The 16,228-nt window shown below is 68.6% G+C and carries 16 protein-coding genes; 11 read left to right on the top strand and 5 right to left on the bottom strand.

Annotation, left to right across the window (positions count from 1 at the left end):
- Positions 1-2: 2 nt before the first annotated feature.
- Positions 3-713 (top strand): HAD family hydrolase, encoded by a 711-nt coding sequence (locus CK951_RS15595; RefSeq protein ID WP_198402461.1) that lies wholly within the window; start codon positions 3-5, stop codon positions 711-713.
- On the opposite strand, the gene CK951_RS15590 is transcribed toward CK951_RS15595, so the two are convergent.
- Both CK951_RS15590 and CK951_RS15585 read right to left on the bottom strand, forming a co-directional pair.
- The gene (locus CK951_RS15590) at positions 703-1,389 is read right to left on the bottom strand and encodes a tellurite resistance TerB family protein (protein WP_096786992.1); all 687 of its coding nucleotides are present in this window, start codon (positions 1,387-1,389) and stop codon (positions 703-705) included. The two genes, CK951_RS15595 and CK951_RS15590, sit on opposite strands and share 11 nt — an antisense overlap.
- A 70-nt stretch (positions 1,390-1,459) precedes the next feature.
- Positions 1,460-2,686, bottom strand: a complete 1,227-nt coding sequence (locus CK951_RS15585; RefSeq protein WP_096786991.1) for an argininosuccinate synthase — start codon at positions 2,684-2,686, stop codon at positions 1,460-1,462.
- 108 nt (positions 2,687-2,794) lie between these two features.
- On the opposite strand from CK951_RS15585, the gene ilvA reads away from it, so the two are divergent.
- The gene (gene ilvA, locus CK951_RS15580; RefSeq protein WP_096786990.1) at positions 2,795-4,042 is read left to right on the top strand and encodes a threonine ammonia-lyase IlvA; all 1,248 of its coding nucleotides are present in this window, start codon (positions 2,795-2,797) and stop codon (positions 4,040-4,042) included.
- A 54-nt stretch (positions 4,043-4,096) separates the two neighbouring features.
- Here ilvA and CK951_RS15575 read toward each other — a convergent pair whose 3' ends face one another.
- Positions 4,097-4,429, bottom strand: coding sequence for an Hpt domain-containing protein (locus tag CK951_RS15575; protein ID WP_096786989.1), 333 nt, complete (start codon positions 4,427-4,429; stop codon positions 4,097-4,099).
- 216 nt (positions 4,430-4,645) lie between these two features.
- On the opposite strand from CK951_RS15575, the gene CK951_RS15570 reads away from it, so the two are divergent.
- Entirely contained in the window at positions 4,646-5,869 is a 1,224-nt protein-coding gene (locus CK951_RS15570; RefSeq protein ID WP_232520641.1) for a PP2C family protein-serine/threonine phosphatase, read from the top strand.
- Between the two features lie 8 nt (positions 5,870-5,877).
- Here the strand turns inward: CK951_RS15570 and CK951_RS15565 are convergent, their stop codons facing one another.
- Positions 5,878-6,315: an NUDIX hydrolase gene (locus CK951_RS15565; protein WP_096786987.1), complete on the bottom strand. Its 438-nt coding sequence runs from the start codon at positions 6,313-6,315 to the stop codon at positions 5,878-5,880.
- Positions 6,316-6,385: 70 nt separating this feature from the next.
- Between CK951_RS15565 and CK951_RS15560 the strand changes: the two genes are divergently transcribed.
- The 7 genes from CK951_RS15560 to CK951_RS15530 all read left to right on the top strand — a co-directional run bounded on the left by CK951_RS15560 (position 6,386) and on the right by CK951_RS15530 (position 14,680).
- Positions 6,386-7,375 carry an Hsp33 family molecular chaperone HslO gene (locus CK951_RS15560; RefSeq protein WP_096786986.1) on the top strand — a complete coding sequence of 330 codons (990 nt, stop codon included), beginning with the start codon at positions 6,386-6,388 and terminating at the stop codon, positions 7,373-7,375.
- Complete coding sequence (locus CK951_RS15555) at positions 7,368-7,955, top strand: CoA pyrophosphatase (protein WP_096787295.1); 588 nt, start codon at positions 7,368-7,370, stop codon at positions 7,953-7,955. Before CK951_RS15560 ends, CK951_RS15555 begins: the two co-directional genes overlap by 8 nt.
- Positions 7,952-9,094 (top strand): CCA tRNA nucleotidyltransferase, encoded by a 1,143-nt coding sequence (locus CK951_RS15550; RefSeq protein ID WP_096786985.1) that lies wholly within the window; start codon positions 7,952-7,954, stop codon positions 9,092-9,094. The genes CK951_RS15555 and CK951_RS15550 overlap by 4 nt, the downstream gene beginning before the upstream one ends.
- A gap of 64 nt (positions 9,095-9,158) precedes the next feature.
- Complete coding sequence (locus tag CK951_RS15545; RefSeq protein WP_096786984.1) at positions 9,159-11,003, top strand: ABC transporter ATP-binding protein; 1,845 nt, start codon at positions 9,159-9,161, stop codon at positions 11,001-11,003.
- A complete protein-coding gene (locus tag CK951_RS15540) occupies positions 11,000-12,844 on the top strand; it encodes an ABC transporter ATP-binding protein (RefSeq protein ID WP_096786983.1) in 1,845 nt (614 codons plus the stop codon). Before CK951_RS15545 ends, CK951_RS15540 begins: the two co-directional genes overlap by 4 nt.
- Positions 12,841-14,055, top strand: coding sequence for a class I SAM-dependent RNA methyltransferase (locus CK951_RS15535; RefSeq protein ID WP_096786982.1), 1,215 nt, complete (start codon positions 12,841-12,843; stop codon positions 14,053-14,055). Before CK951_RS15540 ends, CK951_RS15535 begins: the two co-directional genes overlap by 4 nt.
- A gap of 127 nt (positions 14,056-14,182) precedes the next feature.
- Entirely contained in the window at positions 14,183-14,680 is a 498-nt protein-coding gene (locus CK951_RS15530) for a murein L,D-transpeptidase family protein (RefSeq protein WP_096786981.1), read from the top strand.
- Positions 14,681-14,735: 55 nt separating this feature from the next.
- Here the strand turns inward: CK951_RS15530 and CK951_RS15525 are convergent, their stop codons facing one another.
- A complete protein-coding gene (locus CK951_RS15525) occupies positions 14,736-15,302 on the bottom strand; it encodes a CAP domain-containing protein (RefSeq protein ID WP_096786980.1) in 567 nt (188 codons plus the stop codon).
- A gap of 178 nt (positions 15,303-15,480) precedes the next feature.
- Here CK951_RS15525 and CK951_RS15520 point away from each other — a divergent pair, with 178 nt between their 5' ends.
- Positions 15,481-16,083, top strand: coding sequence for a L,D-transpeptidase (locus CK951_RS15520; RefSeq protein ID WP_096786979.1), 603 nt, complete (start codon positions 15,481-15,483; stop codon positions 16,081-16,083).
- Positions 16,084-16,228 lie beyond the last annotated feature (145 nt).

Below are 16,228 nucleotides of genomic sequence, written 5' to 3'. Positions count from 1 at the left end.
CGATGTGGTCCGGGCCGCGGAACCTGTCCACGGCGATGATGTATGCCTTCGCCGCCCGTGGCGACTGCGCGGTCTGGGATGAGCCGTTCTATGCCGCCTATCTGAGGGCCACCGGGATCGATCATCCGATGCGCGACGAGATCATTGCCGCGAACGAGACCGACCCCGACCGCATCGCCGCGCGCTGCGCGGGCGAGGCGCCGTTCGGCGAGCCGCTGTTCTACCAGAAGCACATGACGGTCCACATGATCCCCGGCTTTGACCGGAGCTTCATGGCGAGTTGCGAAAATGTTTTCCTGATCCGGCATCCCGCGCGGGTCGTGGCGAGCTACGCAAGGAAGCGGGAAGGGCCCACGCTGGCCGACATCGGCTTCGTGCAGCAGGCCCACCTGTTCGACGAGGTGGCCGACCGGCTGGGCCGTCCGCCCCTCGTGATCGACAGCGCCGACATCCGCGACAATCCGAAGGCGGCGCTGTCGGCGCTCTGCGCCGCGCTGGGCCTCGGTTTCACCGAGGCGATGCTGCACTGGCCCGCCGGTGGCCACCCCTCCGACGGGATCTGGGCGGCGCACTGGTATGGCGCCGTCCATCGCTCCACCGGCTTCGAGGATCCGGAAGGTCCGCTGCCCGACCTGCCACCGCACTATGCCGATCTGGCCGAGCGGGCGCTGCCGCACTACCGGCGGCTGGCCGCGCACCGCATCAGGACGTGAGATCCTCGACCTCGCGCACCTCGGCATCGGACAGGTTCAACCGGCCCCTCAGCGTGCAGAGATAGGCGCGATTCGCGCTCATGCCGGGATCGACGGCCGCCCGCGACGCCAGATAGAACTGCTCGGCGGTCTCCTGGTCGCGCACCTGTTCCAGCAGCCGGTCCAGTGGCTGCGGGCGGGCGATCTCCCGCTCGACCAGCCGGCGATCCGCCTCGTCGGCTCCGCCTTCGTCGAGCTGGTCAAGGATGCGCTGGCGCTCCTCGGCCGACATCGTGCCGTCGGCCCAGGCCGCGGCCACCATCGCCTGAAGCAGCAGCAGCGCCTTGGCGTCCGAGATCAGGTCTTCCGGCACCTGGCTCATCCGCTCGTCCCGCTGGACAGGCTGCGCCTGACCGCCGGCGGGGCCGAAGCCGCCCTGCTGCCCGTTCAGGCTATCCATCACGCTGCCGATCATCCCGCCGATCCCGCCGCCGGTCGACGCGCTGCCGCGCACCGTCCCGCCGCGGGACTGCTGATCCTGCCACGCGCGATAGGCCATGTAGGCAAGCGCGGCCATGCCCGCCTTCCGACCGGCGCCGGACCCGAGGACGGCGGCAGTGCCCAGCCCTCCCATCCGTCCACCGCGCCCGGCCATGCGCGAGGCAAGCATCAGCCCGAGGACTTTCTTGAGGCTCATCTGGATTCTCCTCTCCCTTGGGAAAGGAGGTCAACCGGCGCGGTCGTGCGCCGGTTCCGGCCAACGGCTCTCAGCCCTTCACGCGCGCGTTACGAGTGGCGATCAGCTTCAGCCGCAGGGCGTTCAGCCGGATGAAGCCCGCCGCGTCCTTCTGGTCATAGGCGCCGGCGTCGTCCTCGAAGGTGACGTGCTTCTCGGAATAGAGCGAATGCTCCGACCAGCGCGCCACGGTCCGGGCGAAGCCCTTGTAAAGCTTGACGCGAACGGTGCCCGACACATGCTCCTGCGACTTGTCGATCAGCGCCTGCAGCATCTCGCGCTCGGGCGAGTACCAGAAGCCGTTGTAGATCAGCTCCGCATAGCGCGGCATGATCGAATCCTTCAGATGGCCGGCGCCGCTGTCCAGCGTGATCTGCTCGATCCCGCGATGGGCCTCGAGCAGGATCGTGCCCCCGGGGGTCTCGTAGATGCCGCGCGACTTCATGCCGACGAAACGGTTTTCCACCAGATCCAGCCGGCCGACGCCGTGCTTTCCGCCCAGTTCGTTCAGCCGGGTCAGGATGGCGGCCGGCGACATCGCCTCGCCGTTGATCGCGACGGCATCGCCCTTCTCGAAGGTGATCTCGACCATCTCGGGCGTGTCGGGCGCCTTCTCGGGGTCGACGGTGCGCTGGTAGACGTAGTCGGGCGCCTCGTCGCCCGGGTTCTCCAGCGCGCGACCCTCGGACGAGGTGTGCAGTAGGTTCGCATCGACCGAGAAGGGCGCCTCGCCGCGCTTGTTCTTGGCAATCGGGATCTGGTTCTGCTCGGCGAACTCGATCAGCTTGGTGCGCGAGGTCAGGTCCCACTCGCGCCACGGGGCGATCACCTTGATCGAGGGGTTCAGCGCATAGGCCGTCAGCTCGAACCGGACCTGGTCGTTCCCCTTGCCGGTCGCGCCATGCGCCACCGCATCGGCGCCGGTCATGGCGGCGATCTCGACCAGGCGCTTGGCGATCAGCGGGCGGGCGATCGAGGTGCCCAGAAGATAGAGCCCCTCATAAAGAGCATTCGCCCGGAACATCGGGAAGACGAAGTCGCGCACGAACTCCTCTCGCACGTCTTCAATGAAGATGTTTTCCGGCTTGATACCGAGCATCTCGGCCTTCTGGCGCGCCGGCTCGAGCTCCTCGCCCTGGCCAAGGTCGGCGGTGAAGGTCACGACCTCGCAGCCGTATTCGGTCTGCAGCCACTTCAGGATGATCGAGGTGTCGAGCCCGCCGGAATAGGCAAGGACGACTTTCTTCGGGGCGGACATGGGCACGGCTCCATCGCGGAAAACTTCGCGTGCCGGTCTAGTGAAGTTTGCCGTTTCGAACAAGGGCGCACCGTGGCGCCGGTCGGAGGATCGGGGTAGGGTGCGCCCATGACCCAGTTCGCCGACAACGCCCGTTCCGCCACCCGCGCTCTGCGCGACCTGTTCCCCGAGACGCCCCTGCAGCGCAACGACCATCTCTCGGCCCGCTACGGCGCCGAGATCTGGCTGAAGCGCGAGGATCTGACGCCGGTGCGCAGCTACAAGCTGCGCGGCGCCTTCACGGCGATGCGCAAGGTGCGCGTCGCCCATCCCGACCAGCGCCAGTTCGTCTGCGCCTCGGCGGGCAATCATGCGCAGGGCGTGGCCTATGCCTGCCGCCATTTCGGCGTGCGCGGGACGATCTTCATGCCGGTGACCACGCCGCAGCAGAAGATCGACAAGACCCGCACCTTTGGCGGGGACGCGGTCGAAATCGTGCTGACCGGCGACTATTTCGACCAGACGCTGGCCGCGGCCCAGGCCTGGTGTGCGGCGCAGGGCGCGCATTTCCTGGCGCCCTTCGACGATCCGGACGTGATCGAGGGGCAGGCGAGCGTCGGCGTCGAGCTGCTGGAGCAGCTTGGCCGGGCGCCGGATCTGGTCGTGCTGCCGGTGGGTGGCGGGGGTCTCGCATCCGGTGTCACGACCTATCTCAGGGCGGCGGCGCCGCTGACCGATTTCCGCTTTGTCGAGCCGCAGGGCGGGGCAAGCCTGCGCGCCGCGCTCGAGGCGAAGCGGCCGGTGGCGCTGCCGCGGGTCAACAGCTTCGTCGATGGCGCGGCGGTGGCAAAGCTGGGCGACCTGCCCTTCGCGATGCTCGACTGGGTGGCTCCGGCCAAGGTGCATCTGGCACCCGAGGATCGGATCTGCATCACCATGCTCGAGATGCTGAACGTCGAAGGCATCGTGCTCGAACCCGCGGGCGCGCTTGCGGTGGACGTCCTGCCCGAGCTGGCGGAGGAGATCCGCGGCAAGACGGTGGTCTGCGTCACCTCCGGCGGCAACTTCGACTTCGAGCGCCTGCCCGAGGTGAAGGAACGGGCGCAGCGCTACTCGGGCCTCAAGAAATACTTCATCCTGCGGATGCCGCAGCGGCCCGGCGCGCTGCGCGAGTTCCTGATGATGCTCGGCCCCGACGACGACATCGCCCGCTTCGAATACCTGAAGAAGTCGGCGCGCAACTTCGGCTCGGTCCTGATCGGCATCGAGACGAAGCGGGCGGAGAACTTCCCCCGGCTGATGGAGGTGATGGACGGTGCCGGCCTCAAGTATCGCGACATCACGGGCGACGAGGCGCTGGCGGAGTTCCTGATCTGACCTGCCCAGCGGGGCGCGCCGGAGAATCCCGCAGGCCCTTTTCGCGCGGCCGGTTCAGATCGGTGGAAGCTGCCTCAGGCCGAGAAGGAATTCGTGGCGGGTGTTGCGGTAGCTGTCGGTCAGCTGGACGAGGTCGACTTCGGAACCGCGTCCGGCCGCGGCAAGTCGCTCACCCTCCTGGCACAGGCGGGACACCGTGGTGAAGCCGAGGTTGAGGGCCGAGCCCTTCAGGAAGTGCAGCAGTTCCTCGAGGCCAGCATCCTCTCGCCGGCCGTTGAGACGGCGGATCGTCTCGTCGGTTTCCTCCATGAACATGGTGACGACCTCGTCGAAGCCCTCCGTCCCGACCTCGCCGCGCAGATCCGCGACCCTTGCCCAATCTATCATCGCGACCTTCCGTCCCGCCGACGCCAATGGCCGCAGGCTGGGGCTTTCGGCTTAACAGGGCGTAACGCCGCCGCGGCTCAGCGTGCCGAATTTTATGTTTCACGCTCTCTTAATGCGCGGGAGGGTAGTGTCCCCGAAAGGACATTGCCGAGAGTTCGCCCATTGCATGCCAGATCCTTCCTGCTCGCAGAGTCGGCCGGCTTCCGCCGAAGGGCCGTGCAGCGGCATGTGCTGATCGTGGATGACAGCCGGGCGCAGCGACGCGTCCTCGCCCTGTCGCTCCAGCGTTGGGGCTACCGGGTCAGCGAGGCGGGCAGCGCGACCGAGGCGCTGGAGATGTGCCGCGAGCCGGGCATCGACATCGTGCTGAGCGACTGGATGATGCCGGGCATGTCCGGGCTGGAGTTCTGCCGGCGGCTCCGCGCCCTCCCGCGCGAGGGGTATTGCTACTTCATCCTTCTCACTTCGCGCTCCGGCACGGGGGAGGTGGTCGACGGGCTCGACGGCGGGGCCGACGACTATCTCGTGAAGCCCGTGGCGCCCGACGAGCTGCGCGCCCGGCTTCGCGCCGGCGAACGCGTGCTCGGCATGCAGACGGAGCTGGTCGAGAAGAACCAGCTGCTCGAAGGTGCGCTCGACGAGCTGCGCAAGATCTACGATTCGCTGGACAGCGACCTGATCGAGGCGCGGAAGCTGCAGCAGACGCTGGTCCGCGAGCGTCACCGCCGCTTCGGGAACTCGACGGCCACGCTTCTGATGCGGCAGTCCGGCCATGTCGGCGGCGATCTCGTCGGCTGCTTCGAGATCGCGAGCCGGCGGCTTGCGCTTTATTCGGTGGACGTGTCGGGCCATGGCGTCGCCTCGGCGATCATGACGGCGCGGCTGGCCGGGCTGCTGTCCGGCGCCTCGCCCGACCAGAACTTCGCGCTGACCGGTGGAAACTGCTATCGCTGCAAGGGGCGGCAGACCTGGGCGCCGGAACAGGTGGCCACGCGCTTCAACGCGATGATGCTGGATGACCTTCAGGTCGACCAGTATTTCACAATGGTCTATGCCGAGGTCGATCTGGACACGGGCGAGCTTGATCTGGTGCAGGCGGGCCATCCCCATCCCATGGTGCTGCGGACCGACGGCCGGGTGGAGCTTCTGGGGCAGGGCGGCCTGCCCGTCGGTCTGCTGCACGACGCGGTCTACGAGCGGGTGGAAACCCGGCTTCTGCCCGGCGACCGGCTGTTCCTGCTCTCGGACGGCGTGACGGAATGCCCTGACGCCGAGGGTAACGAACTCGGCGAGGACGGTCTGGCCCGGCTGTTGCGCGCCAATGCCGGCCTGCGGTCCGAGGAACTGATGGAGGCCCTCGTCTGGAACCTGCACGAGCGCATGGGGGGCGCGGACTTCCGCGATGATGTGTCCGGCGTGATGTTCGACTACAACAGCTAGGCGGGTGCTCAGCGGAGCGCTTGCGCCAGCATCGCCCGGTCGCCGGCATTGCCCAGCCGCAGCAGCGCCTCCTCGACCGGGAGCCAGACGGCATGATGACCCGGTTCGGTGGGCGGACCCAGCGGGCGGACGGGCCGGGCGACATAGATCGTGCAGAGCTTCTCTGCCCACAGGTCGTATTCGGGCATGTAGGTGAACCGCCGGAAGGCGCCGATCTGGCGGAGCGCGCCGATCCTCCAGCCGGTCTCCTCCCGCACCTCGCGGTGCAGCGCCGTCACCGGATGCTCGCCCGGGTCGATCCCGCCGCCGGGAAGCTGGAACTCGGGCACCGGCTGTTCCTGGAAGGTCGTCAGGATCTCGCTGCCCTTCAGCAGCACCGCATAGACCCCCGGCCGCCGCCGGTAGCGCCGGCCCGCCTGCACCGCCTCGCCATACCGCCTGATCATGCCCTTGGTCCCCCGGTTGCCCTGCCTATATAGGGGCGGTATGCCAAGGCTCGTGCCTCAAGGAAACCCCATGACCATTGGTTCACAGATCGCCTGGGACGATACCGTCCTGCCGTTCCAGCTTGACCGCTCGGACATCCGCGGCCGCGTCGCGCGGCTGGACGGGGTGCTCGAGGAGGTGCTGTCGAAACACGACTACCCGCCGCAGATCGAGGCGCTGGTCGCCGAAGCCTCGCTTCTGACGGCGCTGATCGGCCAGACCATCAAGCTGCGCTGGAAGCTGTCGCTGCAGATCCGCGGCAACGGCGCGGTCAAGATGATCGCGACGGATTACTATGGCCCGTCCGAGGACGGCCAGCCCGCGCGCATCCGCGCCTATGCCAATTTCGCGCCCGATCAGTTCGACCCGGAGGGCGCGGCCTTCGACCAGTTGGGCGAGGGCTACTTTGCCATCCTGATCGATCAGGGGCAGGGGATGGTGCCTTATCAGGGCATCACGCCCATCGCCGGAGGCTCGCTCACCTCCTGCGCCGAGACCTATTTCGCGCAGTCCGAGCAGCTTCCGACCCGTTTCGCGCTGTCCTTCGGCCGGTCCACCTCGAACGGAACGACCCACTGGCGGGGCGGCGGCGTGATGCTCCAGCACATGCCGAAGGCCTCTCCGGGCGTCGCGGGCGAGGGCGGCTCGGGCGAGGGCGGGCTGCTCCAGCATCACGACATCCTCGACGGCGAGGAGGGCGAGAACTGGACGCGGGCCAACCTGCTGCTCGACACGGTCGAGGATCTGGAACTGGTCGGGCCCTCGGTGCAGCCGACCGACCTGCTGGTGCGCCTGTTCCACGAAGAGGCGCCGCGGGTGTTCGATGCCCAGCCACTGCGCTTCGGCTGCTCGTGCTCGGCCGACCGGGTGCGGGAATCGCTCTCGATCTACTCGCCCGAGGAGATCGGCGAGATGACGACGGACGAGGGCCTGCTGACGGCGGACTGCCAGTTCTGCGGCGCGCATTACGAGTTCGACCCGGCAACGCTGGGCACCGGAGCGCGGGGCCATGATGCCTGAGGGGCTGCGCCGCGCGCTGGAATGCGGCGGCGCCGCCTCCTCGGACCATGACCTGAACCCCGAGATCGTGCTGCCGCCCGACCGCCGCCTCAGGGCGGCGGCCGTGCTGGTGCCGGTCTGGCTGCGCGAGGGCGGGGCGCGGGTGATCCTGACCAAGCGCGCCTCGCATCTGGCCCATCATCCCGGCCAGATCGCGTTTCCGGGCGGCAAGATCGACGCCGGCGACAAAAGTCCCGAACATGCCGCCCTGCGCGAGGCGCGGGAAGAGATCGGGCTGCCCTCGGCGCAGGTGGAACTGCTCGGCCGCCTGCCGCTGCACGAGACGGTGACCGGCTACACGGTGGTTCCGGTGCTGGCCATGGTTCGGGGCGACTTCGTTCCCCTTCCGGAGGAGGGCGAGGTCGAGGAAGCCTTCACCGTGCCGCTGGCGCATCTGATGGACCTGTCGCGCTATCGCGTGGAGCGTCGCCTCTGGCGGGGCGGCTGGCGCAGGTATTACGTCGTGCCCTACGGCCCCTACTACATATGGGGAGCAACCGCCCGCATCCTGCGCGGGCTGGCGGAGCGGATGCAGGCATGAGGATCGCGGGCGACTGGCTGACCCACGGCGCGACGCAACGGTTCTGCGCCGCGCTCGTCGGGGCTGGCTACCGGGCGCTGTTCGTTGGCGGTTGCGTGCGCAATGCCCTGCTGGGCGTGCCGGTCGCGGACATCGACCTGTCCACCGACGCCCGGCCCGAGACGGTCAACGCGCTGGCCGAGGCGGCCGGCTTCCGTGTCGTGCCCACCGGCGTTGACCACGGCACGGTCACGGTGATCGCCGAGGGCGTCCCGCACGAGGTCACCACCTTCCGCCGGGATGTCGAGACCTTCGGCCGTCACGCCACCATCGCCTTCTCCGAGGACGTGGCCGAGGATGCGGCGCGGCGCGACTTCACCATGAACGCGCTTTATGCCGAGCCCTCGGGCGAGGTGATCGACCCGCTCGGCGGGCTGCCCGACCTGATCGCGCGCCGGGTGCGGTTCGTGGGCGACGCGAGCCAGCGGATCCGCGAGGATTACCTGCGCATCCTGCGCTTCTTCCGGTTCCACGCGATCTATGGCGATCCGAGCGGCGGATTGGACGCCGAGGGTCTCGCGGCCTGTGCCGCGCTGGCCGACGGGATCGAGCAGCTCTCACGCGAGCGGGTGGGGGCCGAGATGCGCAAGCTGCTGTCGGCGGCCGATCCGGCGCCGGCGGTGGCCGCAATGGATCATGCGGGCGTGCTGCGCCACGTCCTGCCCGGTGCCGACCCCCGCGCCCTGCCGGTTCTGGTGCATCTGGAGGATGGCCGCGCGCCCGACTGGCTTTGCCGGCTTGCCAGTCTTGGCGGTGAAGAAGCGGCCGAGCGTCTGCGGCTGTCGCGCGCGGATACGCTGGCGCTTGCGAAGCTGCGGAGCGCTGCTGTGGCGGGGGCTTCGCCCGCGGAACTCGGCTACCGGCTGGGGTGCCGGCTGGGGGCCGGCGCGGTTCTCGTCCGTGCCGCGCTGCTGGAGGCTCCGCCGCCCTCGGGCTGGGAGGAGGCGCTGGCCCGCGGGGCCGCGGCGCGCTTCCCGCTGCGCGCGGCGGACCTGATGCCCGAGCTCGAAGGGCCTGCGCTGGGGGCGCGGCTGCGCGAACTGGAAGAGCGTTGGATCGCCTCGGACTTCCAGCTGACACGGGACGCGCTGCTGGGCTGACATTCCCCGCATTTCCTTTGCAGGCGGGCAGGCTATATCTGGGCGGCACTGACGAGGCCCTCCGATGTTCCGCTTCTTCGAGAATCTGGTCGATCCCTACGCGCCATGGGAGCAGAGCGACACGCCCCCGCGGCGGCTCTGGCCGTTCCTGAAGGGTTTTGTCCGGCCGTTCCGCAAGGTCTTCGCGATCACCGGCCTGATGTCGGTTCTCAATGCCTCGGTCGAGGTGCTGCTGATCTGGTATGTCGGCCGACTGGTGGATGTGCTGGCCGAAGGCTCGCCGCAGGCCGTGTGGGACAGCCACGGGTGGGAGATCCTCGCCGTGGGCGCCGGCATCCTGATCCTGCGCCCGCTGGTGGCGGGGCTGGACGTGGCGCTTCTGCACAACACGATCCTGCCGAACTTCGGCACGCTGATCCGGTGGCGGGCGCACCACCACGTCCTGCGCCAGCCGGTCGGCTGGTTCGAGAGCGACTTCGCCGGCCGGATCGCCAACCGCATCATGCAGACCCCGCCCGCGGCGGGCGATGCGGTATTCCAGACCTTCGATGCGGGGGCCTTCGCGATCACCACGGTGATCGGCGCGGTGGCGGTGCTGGCCGATGCCGATCCGCGCCTGACGCTGCCGCTGCTGGCGTGGCTCGCGCTCTACATCCTGCTCATGCGCTGGACGATCCGCCATGCGGGTCCGGCGTCGAAAGCTTCGTCGGACGCGCGGTCGGCCGTCACCGGGCGGGTAGTCGATGCCTATACCAACATCCATGCGGTGAAGCTGTTCGCCCATCACGACCGCGAACTGAACTATGCGCGCGAGGCGATCGAGACCGCCCGCACCACCTTCCAGAAGGAGATGCGGATCATCACCCGGATGGACGTGGCGCTGACGCTGCTGAACGGCGCGCTCATCACCTCGGTCACCGGCTGGGCGATCCTGCTCTGGTATCAGGGGCAGGCAAGCGTGGGCATCGTCGCCGCCTCCACCGCGCTGGTGCTGCGGCTGAACAACATGACCTACTGGATCATGTGGGCGACGAGTTCGCTGGTGCAGGCGCTGGGCGTGGTGGCCGAGGGGATGGAGACCATCGCCCAGCCCATCGCGCTGACCGACCGGCCCGGTGCCAAGCCGCTTCGCCTGACCGAGGGCCGGATCGAGATCCGCGAGGTCTCGCATCACTACGGCCGCGGATCGGGCGGACTCGACCGGATCTCGCTGGCGATCCGGCCGGGCGAGAAGGTGGGCATCGTCGGCCGCTCGGGCGCGGGGAAGTCCACGCTGGTCAAGCTGATGCTGCGCTTCTACGACCCCGAGGGCGGGCGCATCCTGATCGACGGGCAGGACGTGACCGAGGTCACGCAGGACTCGCTCCGCCGCGTGATCGGCATGGTCCAGCAGGATTCGAGCCTCCTGCACCGCTCGGTGCGCGACAACATCCTCTACGGCCGGCCCGAGGCCAGCGAGGCCGAGATGATCCTGGCCGCGAAACGCGCCGAGGCGCATGACTTCATCCTGACGCTCGAGGACCCCGAGGGCCGCAGGGGCTATGACGCACATGTCGGCGAGCGCGGGGTGAAGCTTTCGGGCGGGCAGCGCCAGCGGGTGGGGCTGGCGCGGGTGATCCTGAAGAACGCGCCGATCCTGATCCTCGACGAGGCGACCTCGGCACTGGACAGCGAGGTCGAGGCGGCGATCCAGCAGACGCTTTACGGCGTGATGGAGGGCAAGACCGTCATCGCCATCGCGCACCGCCTGTCGACCATCGCCGCGATGGACCGGATCGTGGTGCTGGAGGAAGGCCGCGTGGCCGAGACCGGCAGCCATGCCGAGCTTCTGGCGCGTGACGGGCTATATGCGCGGTTCTGGACACGGCAGTCCGGCGGCTTCATCGGCACCGAGGATGCGGCGGAATGAGACTGGTGCGCCTCGGCAGCCTGATCGACGCCTTCCGCCCGGCCGAGGGGCCGCCGCCGCAGCGGCTTGCCGCCTTCATGCGCTGGTGCCTGCGGGGCTCCTGGCCGATGCTCTGGATGGCGGCCGCACTTTCGGCGCTCTCGGGCACGTTCGAGGTCGTCTCGGCCGCGGTCATCGGCTGGGTGATCGATGCCGCCGTCGCCTCGGACCCTGCGGCGTTCTTCACCGATCATATGGGGCTGCTCTCGCTGTTCCTGATCTTCTACCTTGTGCTGCGGCCGCTGTCGTTCGGGCTGTCCTCGGCCGCGAACTCCATCGTCATCGGGCCGAACGTGCTGCCGCTGGTGCTCAGCCGGCTGCACCGCTGGACATTGGGGCAGGCGGTCACCTTCTTCGACAACGACTTCGCCGGCCGCATCGCGCAGAAGCAGATGCAGGCCGCGCGGGCCGTCACCGATGCGGTGACCGAGATCATCAACACTGTGGCCTTCGCGCTGGCCTCGGTCGTGGCGTCCGCGCTCTACCTCCTGTCGGTGGACTGGCGGATCGCCGCCGCGCTGGGCCTGTGGCTGCTGGCCTACATGGCGCTGATCCGCTTCTACCTGCCCAAGGTGCGCGAGAACTCGGCCGCACGCGCCGCGGCCCGGGCCATGGTCTCGGGACAGGTGGTGGACACGATCACCAACATCAAGACGGTCAAGCTTTTCGCCCATGCCGCCTTCGAGGACCGCGTGGCGCTGCGCGCGATGGAGACGTTCCGCGACCGGTCGCTGGAGTTCGGCGTGATCTCGACCTGGTTCCGCTTCGCGCTCATGGCGCTGTCGGGCGTGCTGCCGGTGCTTCTGATCGGCGGCACGCTGGTCCTGTGGCAGCAAGGCGCGGCCACTGCCGGCTCCATTGCGGCGGCGGGCGCCATCGCCACGCGGATCTCGCAGATGTCGGGCTGGGTCAGCTTCACGCTGATGTCGATCTATACCTCGATCGGCGAGGTCGAGGACGGGATGCGCACCCTGTCCGTCCCCCATGAACTGCCGGACCGGAACGGCGCCGTGGATCTGCCGCGCGTCCGGGGCGAGATCCGCTTCGAGGCGGTGAGCTTCGCCTATGGCCGCCAGACCGGCGGCATCCGTGCACTCGACCTGACGGTCCGGCCGGGCGAGAAGCTCGGCATCGTCGGGGCCTCGGGGGCGGGGAAGTCCACGCTGGTCTCGCTTCTGCTGCGCCTCTACGACCCCGAGGAGGGCCGGGTGCTGATCGACGGGCAGGACGTGCGCGGCGTCACGCAGGAAAGCCTGCGCCGCCAGATCGCAATGGTCACGCAGGAGACGGCGATGTTCAACCGCTCGGCCCGCGACAACATCATGTATGGCCGCCCGGATGCCTCGGAGGACGAGATGGTCGCCGCCGCCCGTGCGGCCGAGGCTGACGAGTTCATCGCGGCGATGGCGGATCATTCCGGACGGCACGGCTACGATGCCTTCCTCGGCGAGCGGGGCGTGAAGCTTTCGGGCGGGCAGCGGCAGCGGATCGCGCTGGCCCGCGCCTTCCTGAAGGACGCGCCGATCCTCGTGCTGGACGAGGCCACCTCGGCGCTCGACAGCGAGGTCGAGGCCTCGATCCAGGAGGCGCTGGGCCGGGTGATGGAGGGCAAGACCGTGCTCGCCATCGCTCACCGCCTCTCGACCATCGCGGCGATGGACCGGATCATCGTGCTGGATCGCGGCGAACTGGTCGAGGAAGGCACCCACGAGACGCTTCTGGCGCGGAACGGGCTTTACGCGCGCTACTGGAACCGGCAAAGCGGCGGCTTCATGACCTGCGAGGAAGAGGCCGCCGAGTGATCGTGACCATCGAGAGGCTGGGCCACCTGGGCGATGCGCTGGGCGGCGGGATCTTCGTCAGCGGCGCCCTCCCGGGCGAGGTGGTCGAGGGTGAGGTGGCGGGTGGCCGGATGGTCGCGCCGAAGATCCTCACGCCCTCGCCTGACCGGGTGCGTCCGCCCTGTCCGCACGCACGGACCTGTGGCGGCTGCCTGCTGCAGCATGCTTCGGACAGCTTCATGGCGGACTGGAAGCAGGAGGTCGTCCGTTCGGCGCTGGCCGGCCAGGGGCTCGAGGCGCCGTTCCGGTCGATCGCCGTCTCTCCGCCCGCCTCGCGCCGGCGGGCCACGCTCTCGGGTCGGCGCACCAAGGGCGGGGCGCTGGTGGGCTTCCACGCGCGCCACTCCGATCTGATCGTCGGGGTGCCGGATTGCAGGCTGCTGCATCCGGACCTGATGGCAGCCATACCGGCGCTGGAGGCGCTGGTGGTGACGGGCGGGTCCCGGTCGGCCGAACTGGCGCTGACGGTGACGCGCAGCCTCGGCGGCCCGGATGTCTCGGTCAGCGGCGGCAAGCCGCTCGATGCGGCGCTGAGGGGGGCGCTCGCGCAGGTGGCGGAACGCCATGGGCTTTCGCGGCTCACATGGCAGGGCGAGACGGTGGCGCTTCGCGTGCCGCCCGCGCAGGCCTTCGGGCCGGCGCGCGTCGTGCCGCCACCCGGCGCCTTCCTGCAGGCGACGGCCGAGGGCGAGGCGGCGCTGCTGGCTGCGGTGGTCGATGCCATTGGCGAAGCGCGAATGGTGACCGACCTTTTCGCGGGCGTCGGCACCTTTGCCCTGCCCCTGGCGCAGCGGGCGGAGGTTCATGCGGTCGAGGGCGACGCAGCCATGACCGCGGCGCTCGACCGGGGTTGGCGGCAGGCGGCGGGGTTGAAGCGCGTGACGGTCGAGACGCGCGACCTGTTCCGCCGCCCGCTGGAGCCCGACGAGTTGCGCAAGTGCGATGCGGTGGTGATCGACCCGCCCCGCGCCGGGGCCGAGGCGCAGACGGCGGCGCTGGCGCGCGCCCGGGTGCCCGTCATCGCCTTCGTCTCCTGCAACCCCGTCACCTTTGCCCGCGACTCGGCCATGCTGGTCCGTGCCGGCTACCGACTCGACTGGGTGCAGGTGGTGGACCAGTTCCGCTGGTCTGCCCATGTGGAGCTCGCCGCGCGGTTGAGTCTGCCCGCCTGACCCGCGCCGGATGCGTCCGGCAGGTGACTCTCAACGTCAAATTAACCGCCTTCGCCAAAGAATGCTGGCGAGAACGGCGGATTTTCGGTATTTCCGAAGAAAAAAGACAAAGCGGGCAGTGACCTCCATGCAGTTCCTGAAAATCACCCTGATCGTCCTTGCGCTCGCCCTCGCCGGCTGCGGCGGCGATCCCAAGATCCGTCGCTACGACGGGCCTCCCGTCACCAGCGTCCAGGTCCACAAGGCGGACCGCAAGATGTATCTGCTGAGCGGCTCGCACGTGCTGCGCCAGTATGACATCGGGCTCGGCTTCAGGCCGACCGGGCACAAGCAGTACGAAGGCGACGGCCGCACGCCCGAGGGGGTCTACTTCATCAACCGGCAGAACCCGCGGTCGAACTACCACCTCTCGCTCGGCATCTCCTATCCCAATACCTCGGACCAGAAGATGGCCTTCCTGCAGGGGAAGGAGCCCGGTGGCGACATCTTCATCCATGGTCGTGGCAAGTATCGCGGGCCGAACAAGCGCGACTGGACGGCAGGCTGCATCGCGGTCTCGGACGAGGAGGTCGAGGAAGTCTACTCGATGGTCCGCGTCGGCACGCCGATCTACATCCTGCCCTGACGCAACGGGCGGGGTCGCCCCCGCCCCGACGTATCGCTTCCGGCAAGATGGCGGGTCAGAGACCCGCGACCGCCATGGATGCCACGGGCACCGGCTGGGCCGCCGCCATCGACGAGCCGGTGACGACTGTCCACCAGATCTTTCCCTGCGATTCCTGATACCAGGCGAAGCCGAGGTCGGTGGCCGAGGGATCAAGCACCACGTCGCGGGTGTCGCGCTGCTCCATCCACGCCGCCAGCGTCTCGAGCTCGGTCTGGTAGGTCTCGGAAATCAGCTCGCCCAGAAGCTTGCCTTGGTAGCCCGCACGCTGCACCCGGACCAGCGGCGACGAACCGTCCGAGCCGAAGTGCCAGGGGCGGTTCTGCACGGACATGTCGCGCGCATGGGTGGCGGCGGCCGCCGTCAGTTCCGAGTTGAGCTGGAGCGGGGCCGCCCCCTTCGCCTGCCGCAGGGTGTTGACCGAGTCGAGCAACCGGTAGGTGATCTCGCTCTCCTGCCCCGGTGCGATGCGGTAGACTTGCGGCATCGGCTTGCCGTCCGGACCGAGGGCCACGGAGGTCTTGGAGGCGCAGGCCGACAGAGCCATGACGCCGCAAAGGGCGAGCGCGGAGAGAGTCTTCATGTGATGTCCACCCACAAGGTTCGTTCCGGCCCTCTTAACAGAAAGGCCGCGGACTGTTCAAACGCATCTCGGGCGGCCACTTCCTCGTTGACGCGGGAGTGAATTGCCGCCACTGGCGCGGGGCGATAGATTGCTGCGGTCCGAAATTTCCGGGACCAAGATCAAGGAGACGAGCGGAATGGGTGCGGATCAATCGAAGAAGCTCGATCGGCGGACACTGCTTGGGTGTGCGGCGGTGGGCCTCGGTGCGCTGGCGATGCCGGCGCTGGCGCAGGAGGCGGTGCCTGCTGCCGCGACCTCCCCCGCGGGGCCGGTGCGCAACAACATCTCGAGCTTCCGGATGCTCGATTGGCAGCCGTATTTCTCGAGCCTGCGCAAGGGCGCCATCCTGGTCGACACCACCTCGCGCTGCCTGCATTTCTGGAGCGAGGACCAGTCGTCTTACCTGCTGTTCCCGACCTCGGTTCCGCTGTCGGACGAGTTGACCCGCCGTGGCCGCACCGAGGTGGTGCAGAAGGTGGTCGCGCCGCCGTGGCGTCCGACTCCCTCGATGCGCGAGCGCAACCCGGAATGGCCGGACTTCGTGCCCGGTGGCGCGCCGGACAACCCGCTGGGGACCCACGCGCTCTACCTGTCCTGGACCTACTACCGCATCCACGGCACGCATGACACGCGCAAGATCGGGCGTCGCTCGTCCAACGGTTGCATCGGGCTTTACAACGAGCACATCCAGCAGCTTTTCCCGCTTACCAACGTCGGCACGCAGGTGCTGCTGATTTGACGTAAGCCTGCAACAGTTAAGGGAACTTTGCCCACTCCGATTGCATTGCCCGGGACAAGCTGGTTACTCAGCCTGACGAGGTGCATGCTTGGGGTCATCCGGCTGCCTCAGATTATCCGGCCGGATGCGAATACTGGAGGTCAAG

Origin of the sequence: Rhodobacter sp. CZR27 (genome assembly GCF_002407205.1) — a bacterium.
Taxonomy (GTDB): Bacteria; Pseudomonadota; Alphaproteobacteria; order Rhodobacterales; family Rhodobacteraceae; genus Cereibacter_A.
This window is presented reverse-complemented; position numbering and strand designations above follow the sequence as displayed.

Bases quoted from the DNA above. Each gene is read 5' to 3' on its own strand.
- CK951_RS15550 (WP_096786985.1), top strand. From the start codon at position 7,952: ATGAGGATCGCGGGCGACTGGCTGACCCACGGCGCGACGCAACGGTTC.
- CK951_RS15595 (WP_198402461.1), top strand. From the start codon at position 3: ATGTGGTCCGGGCCGCGGAACCTGTCCACGGCGATGATGTATGCCTTC.
- CK951_RS15530 (WP_096786981.1), top strand. From the start codon at position 14,183: ATGCAGTTCCTGAAAATCACCCTGATCGTCCTTGCGCTCGCCCTCGCC.
- CK951_RS15525 (WP_096786980.1), bottom strand. From the start codon at position 15,302: ATGAAGACTCTCTCCGCGCTCGCCCTTTGCGGCGTCATGGCTCTGTCG.
- CK951_RS15590 (WP_096786992.1), bottom strand. From the start codon at position 1,389: ATGAGCCTCAAGAAAGTCCTCGGGCTGATGCTTGCCTCGCGCATGGCC.
- CK951_RS15560 (WP_096786986.1), top strand. From the start codon at position 6,386: ATGACCATTGGTTCACAGATCGCCTGGGACGATACCGTCCTGCCGTTC.
- ilvA (WP_096786990.1), top strand. From the start codon at position 2,795: ATGACCCAGTTCGCCGACAACGCCCGTTCCGCCACCCGCGCTCTGCGC.
- CK951_RS15575 (WP_096786989.1), bottom strand. From the start codon at position 4,429: ATGATAGATTGGGCAAGGGTCGCGGATCTGCGCGGCGAGGTCGGGACG.
- CK951_RS15565 (WP_096786987.1), bottom strand. From the start codon at position 6,315: ATGATCAGGCGGTATGGCGAGGCGGTGCAGGCGGGCCGGCGCTACCGG.
- CK951_RS15585 (WP_096786991.1), bottom strand. From the start codon at position 2,686: ATGTCCGCCCCGAAGAAAGTCGTCCTTGCCTATTCCGGCGGGCTCGAC.
- CK951_RS15520 (WP_096786979.1), top strand. From the start codon at position 15,481: ATGGGTGCGGATCAATCGAAGAAGCTCGATCGGCGGACACTGCTTGGG.
- CK951_RS15545 (WP_096786984.1), top strand. From the start codon at position 9,159: ATGTTCCGCTTCTTCGAGAATCTGGTCGATCCCTACGCGCCATGGGAG.
- CK951_RS15540 (WP_096786983.1), top strand. From the start codon at position 11,000: ATGAGACTGGTGCGCCTCGGCAGCCTGATCGACGCCTTCCGCCCGGCC.
- CK951_RS15555 (WP_096787295.1), top strand. From the start codon at position 7,368: ATGCCTGAGGGGCTGCGCCGCGCGCTGGAATGCGGCGGCGCCGCCTCC.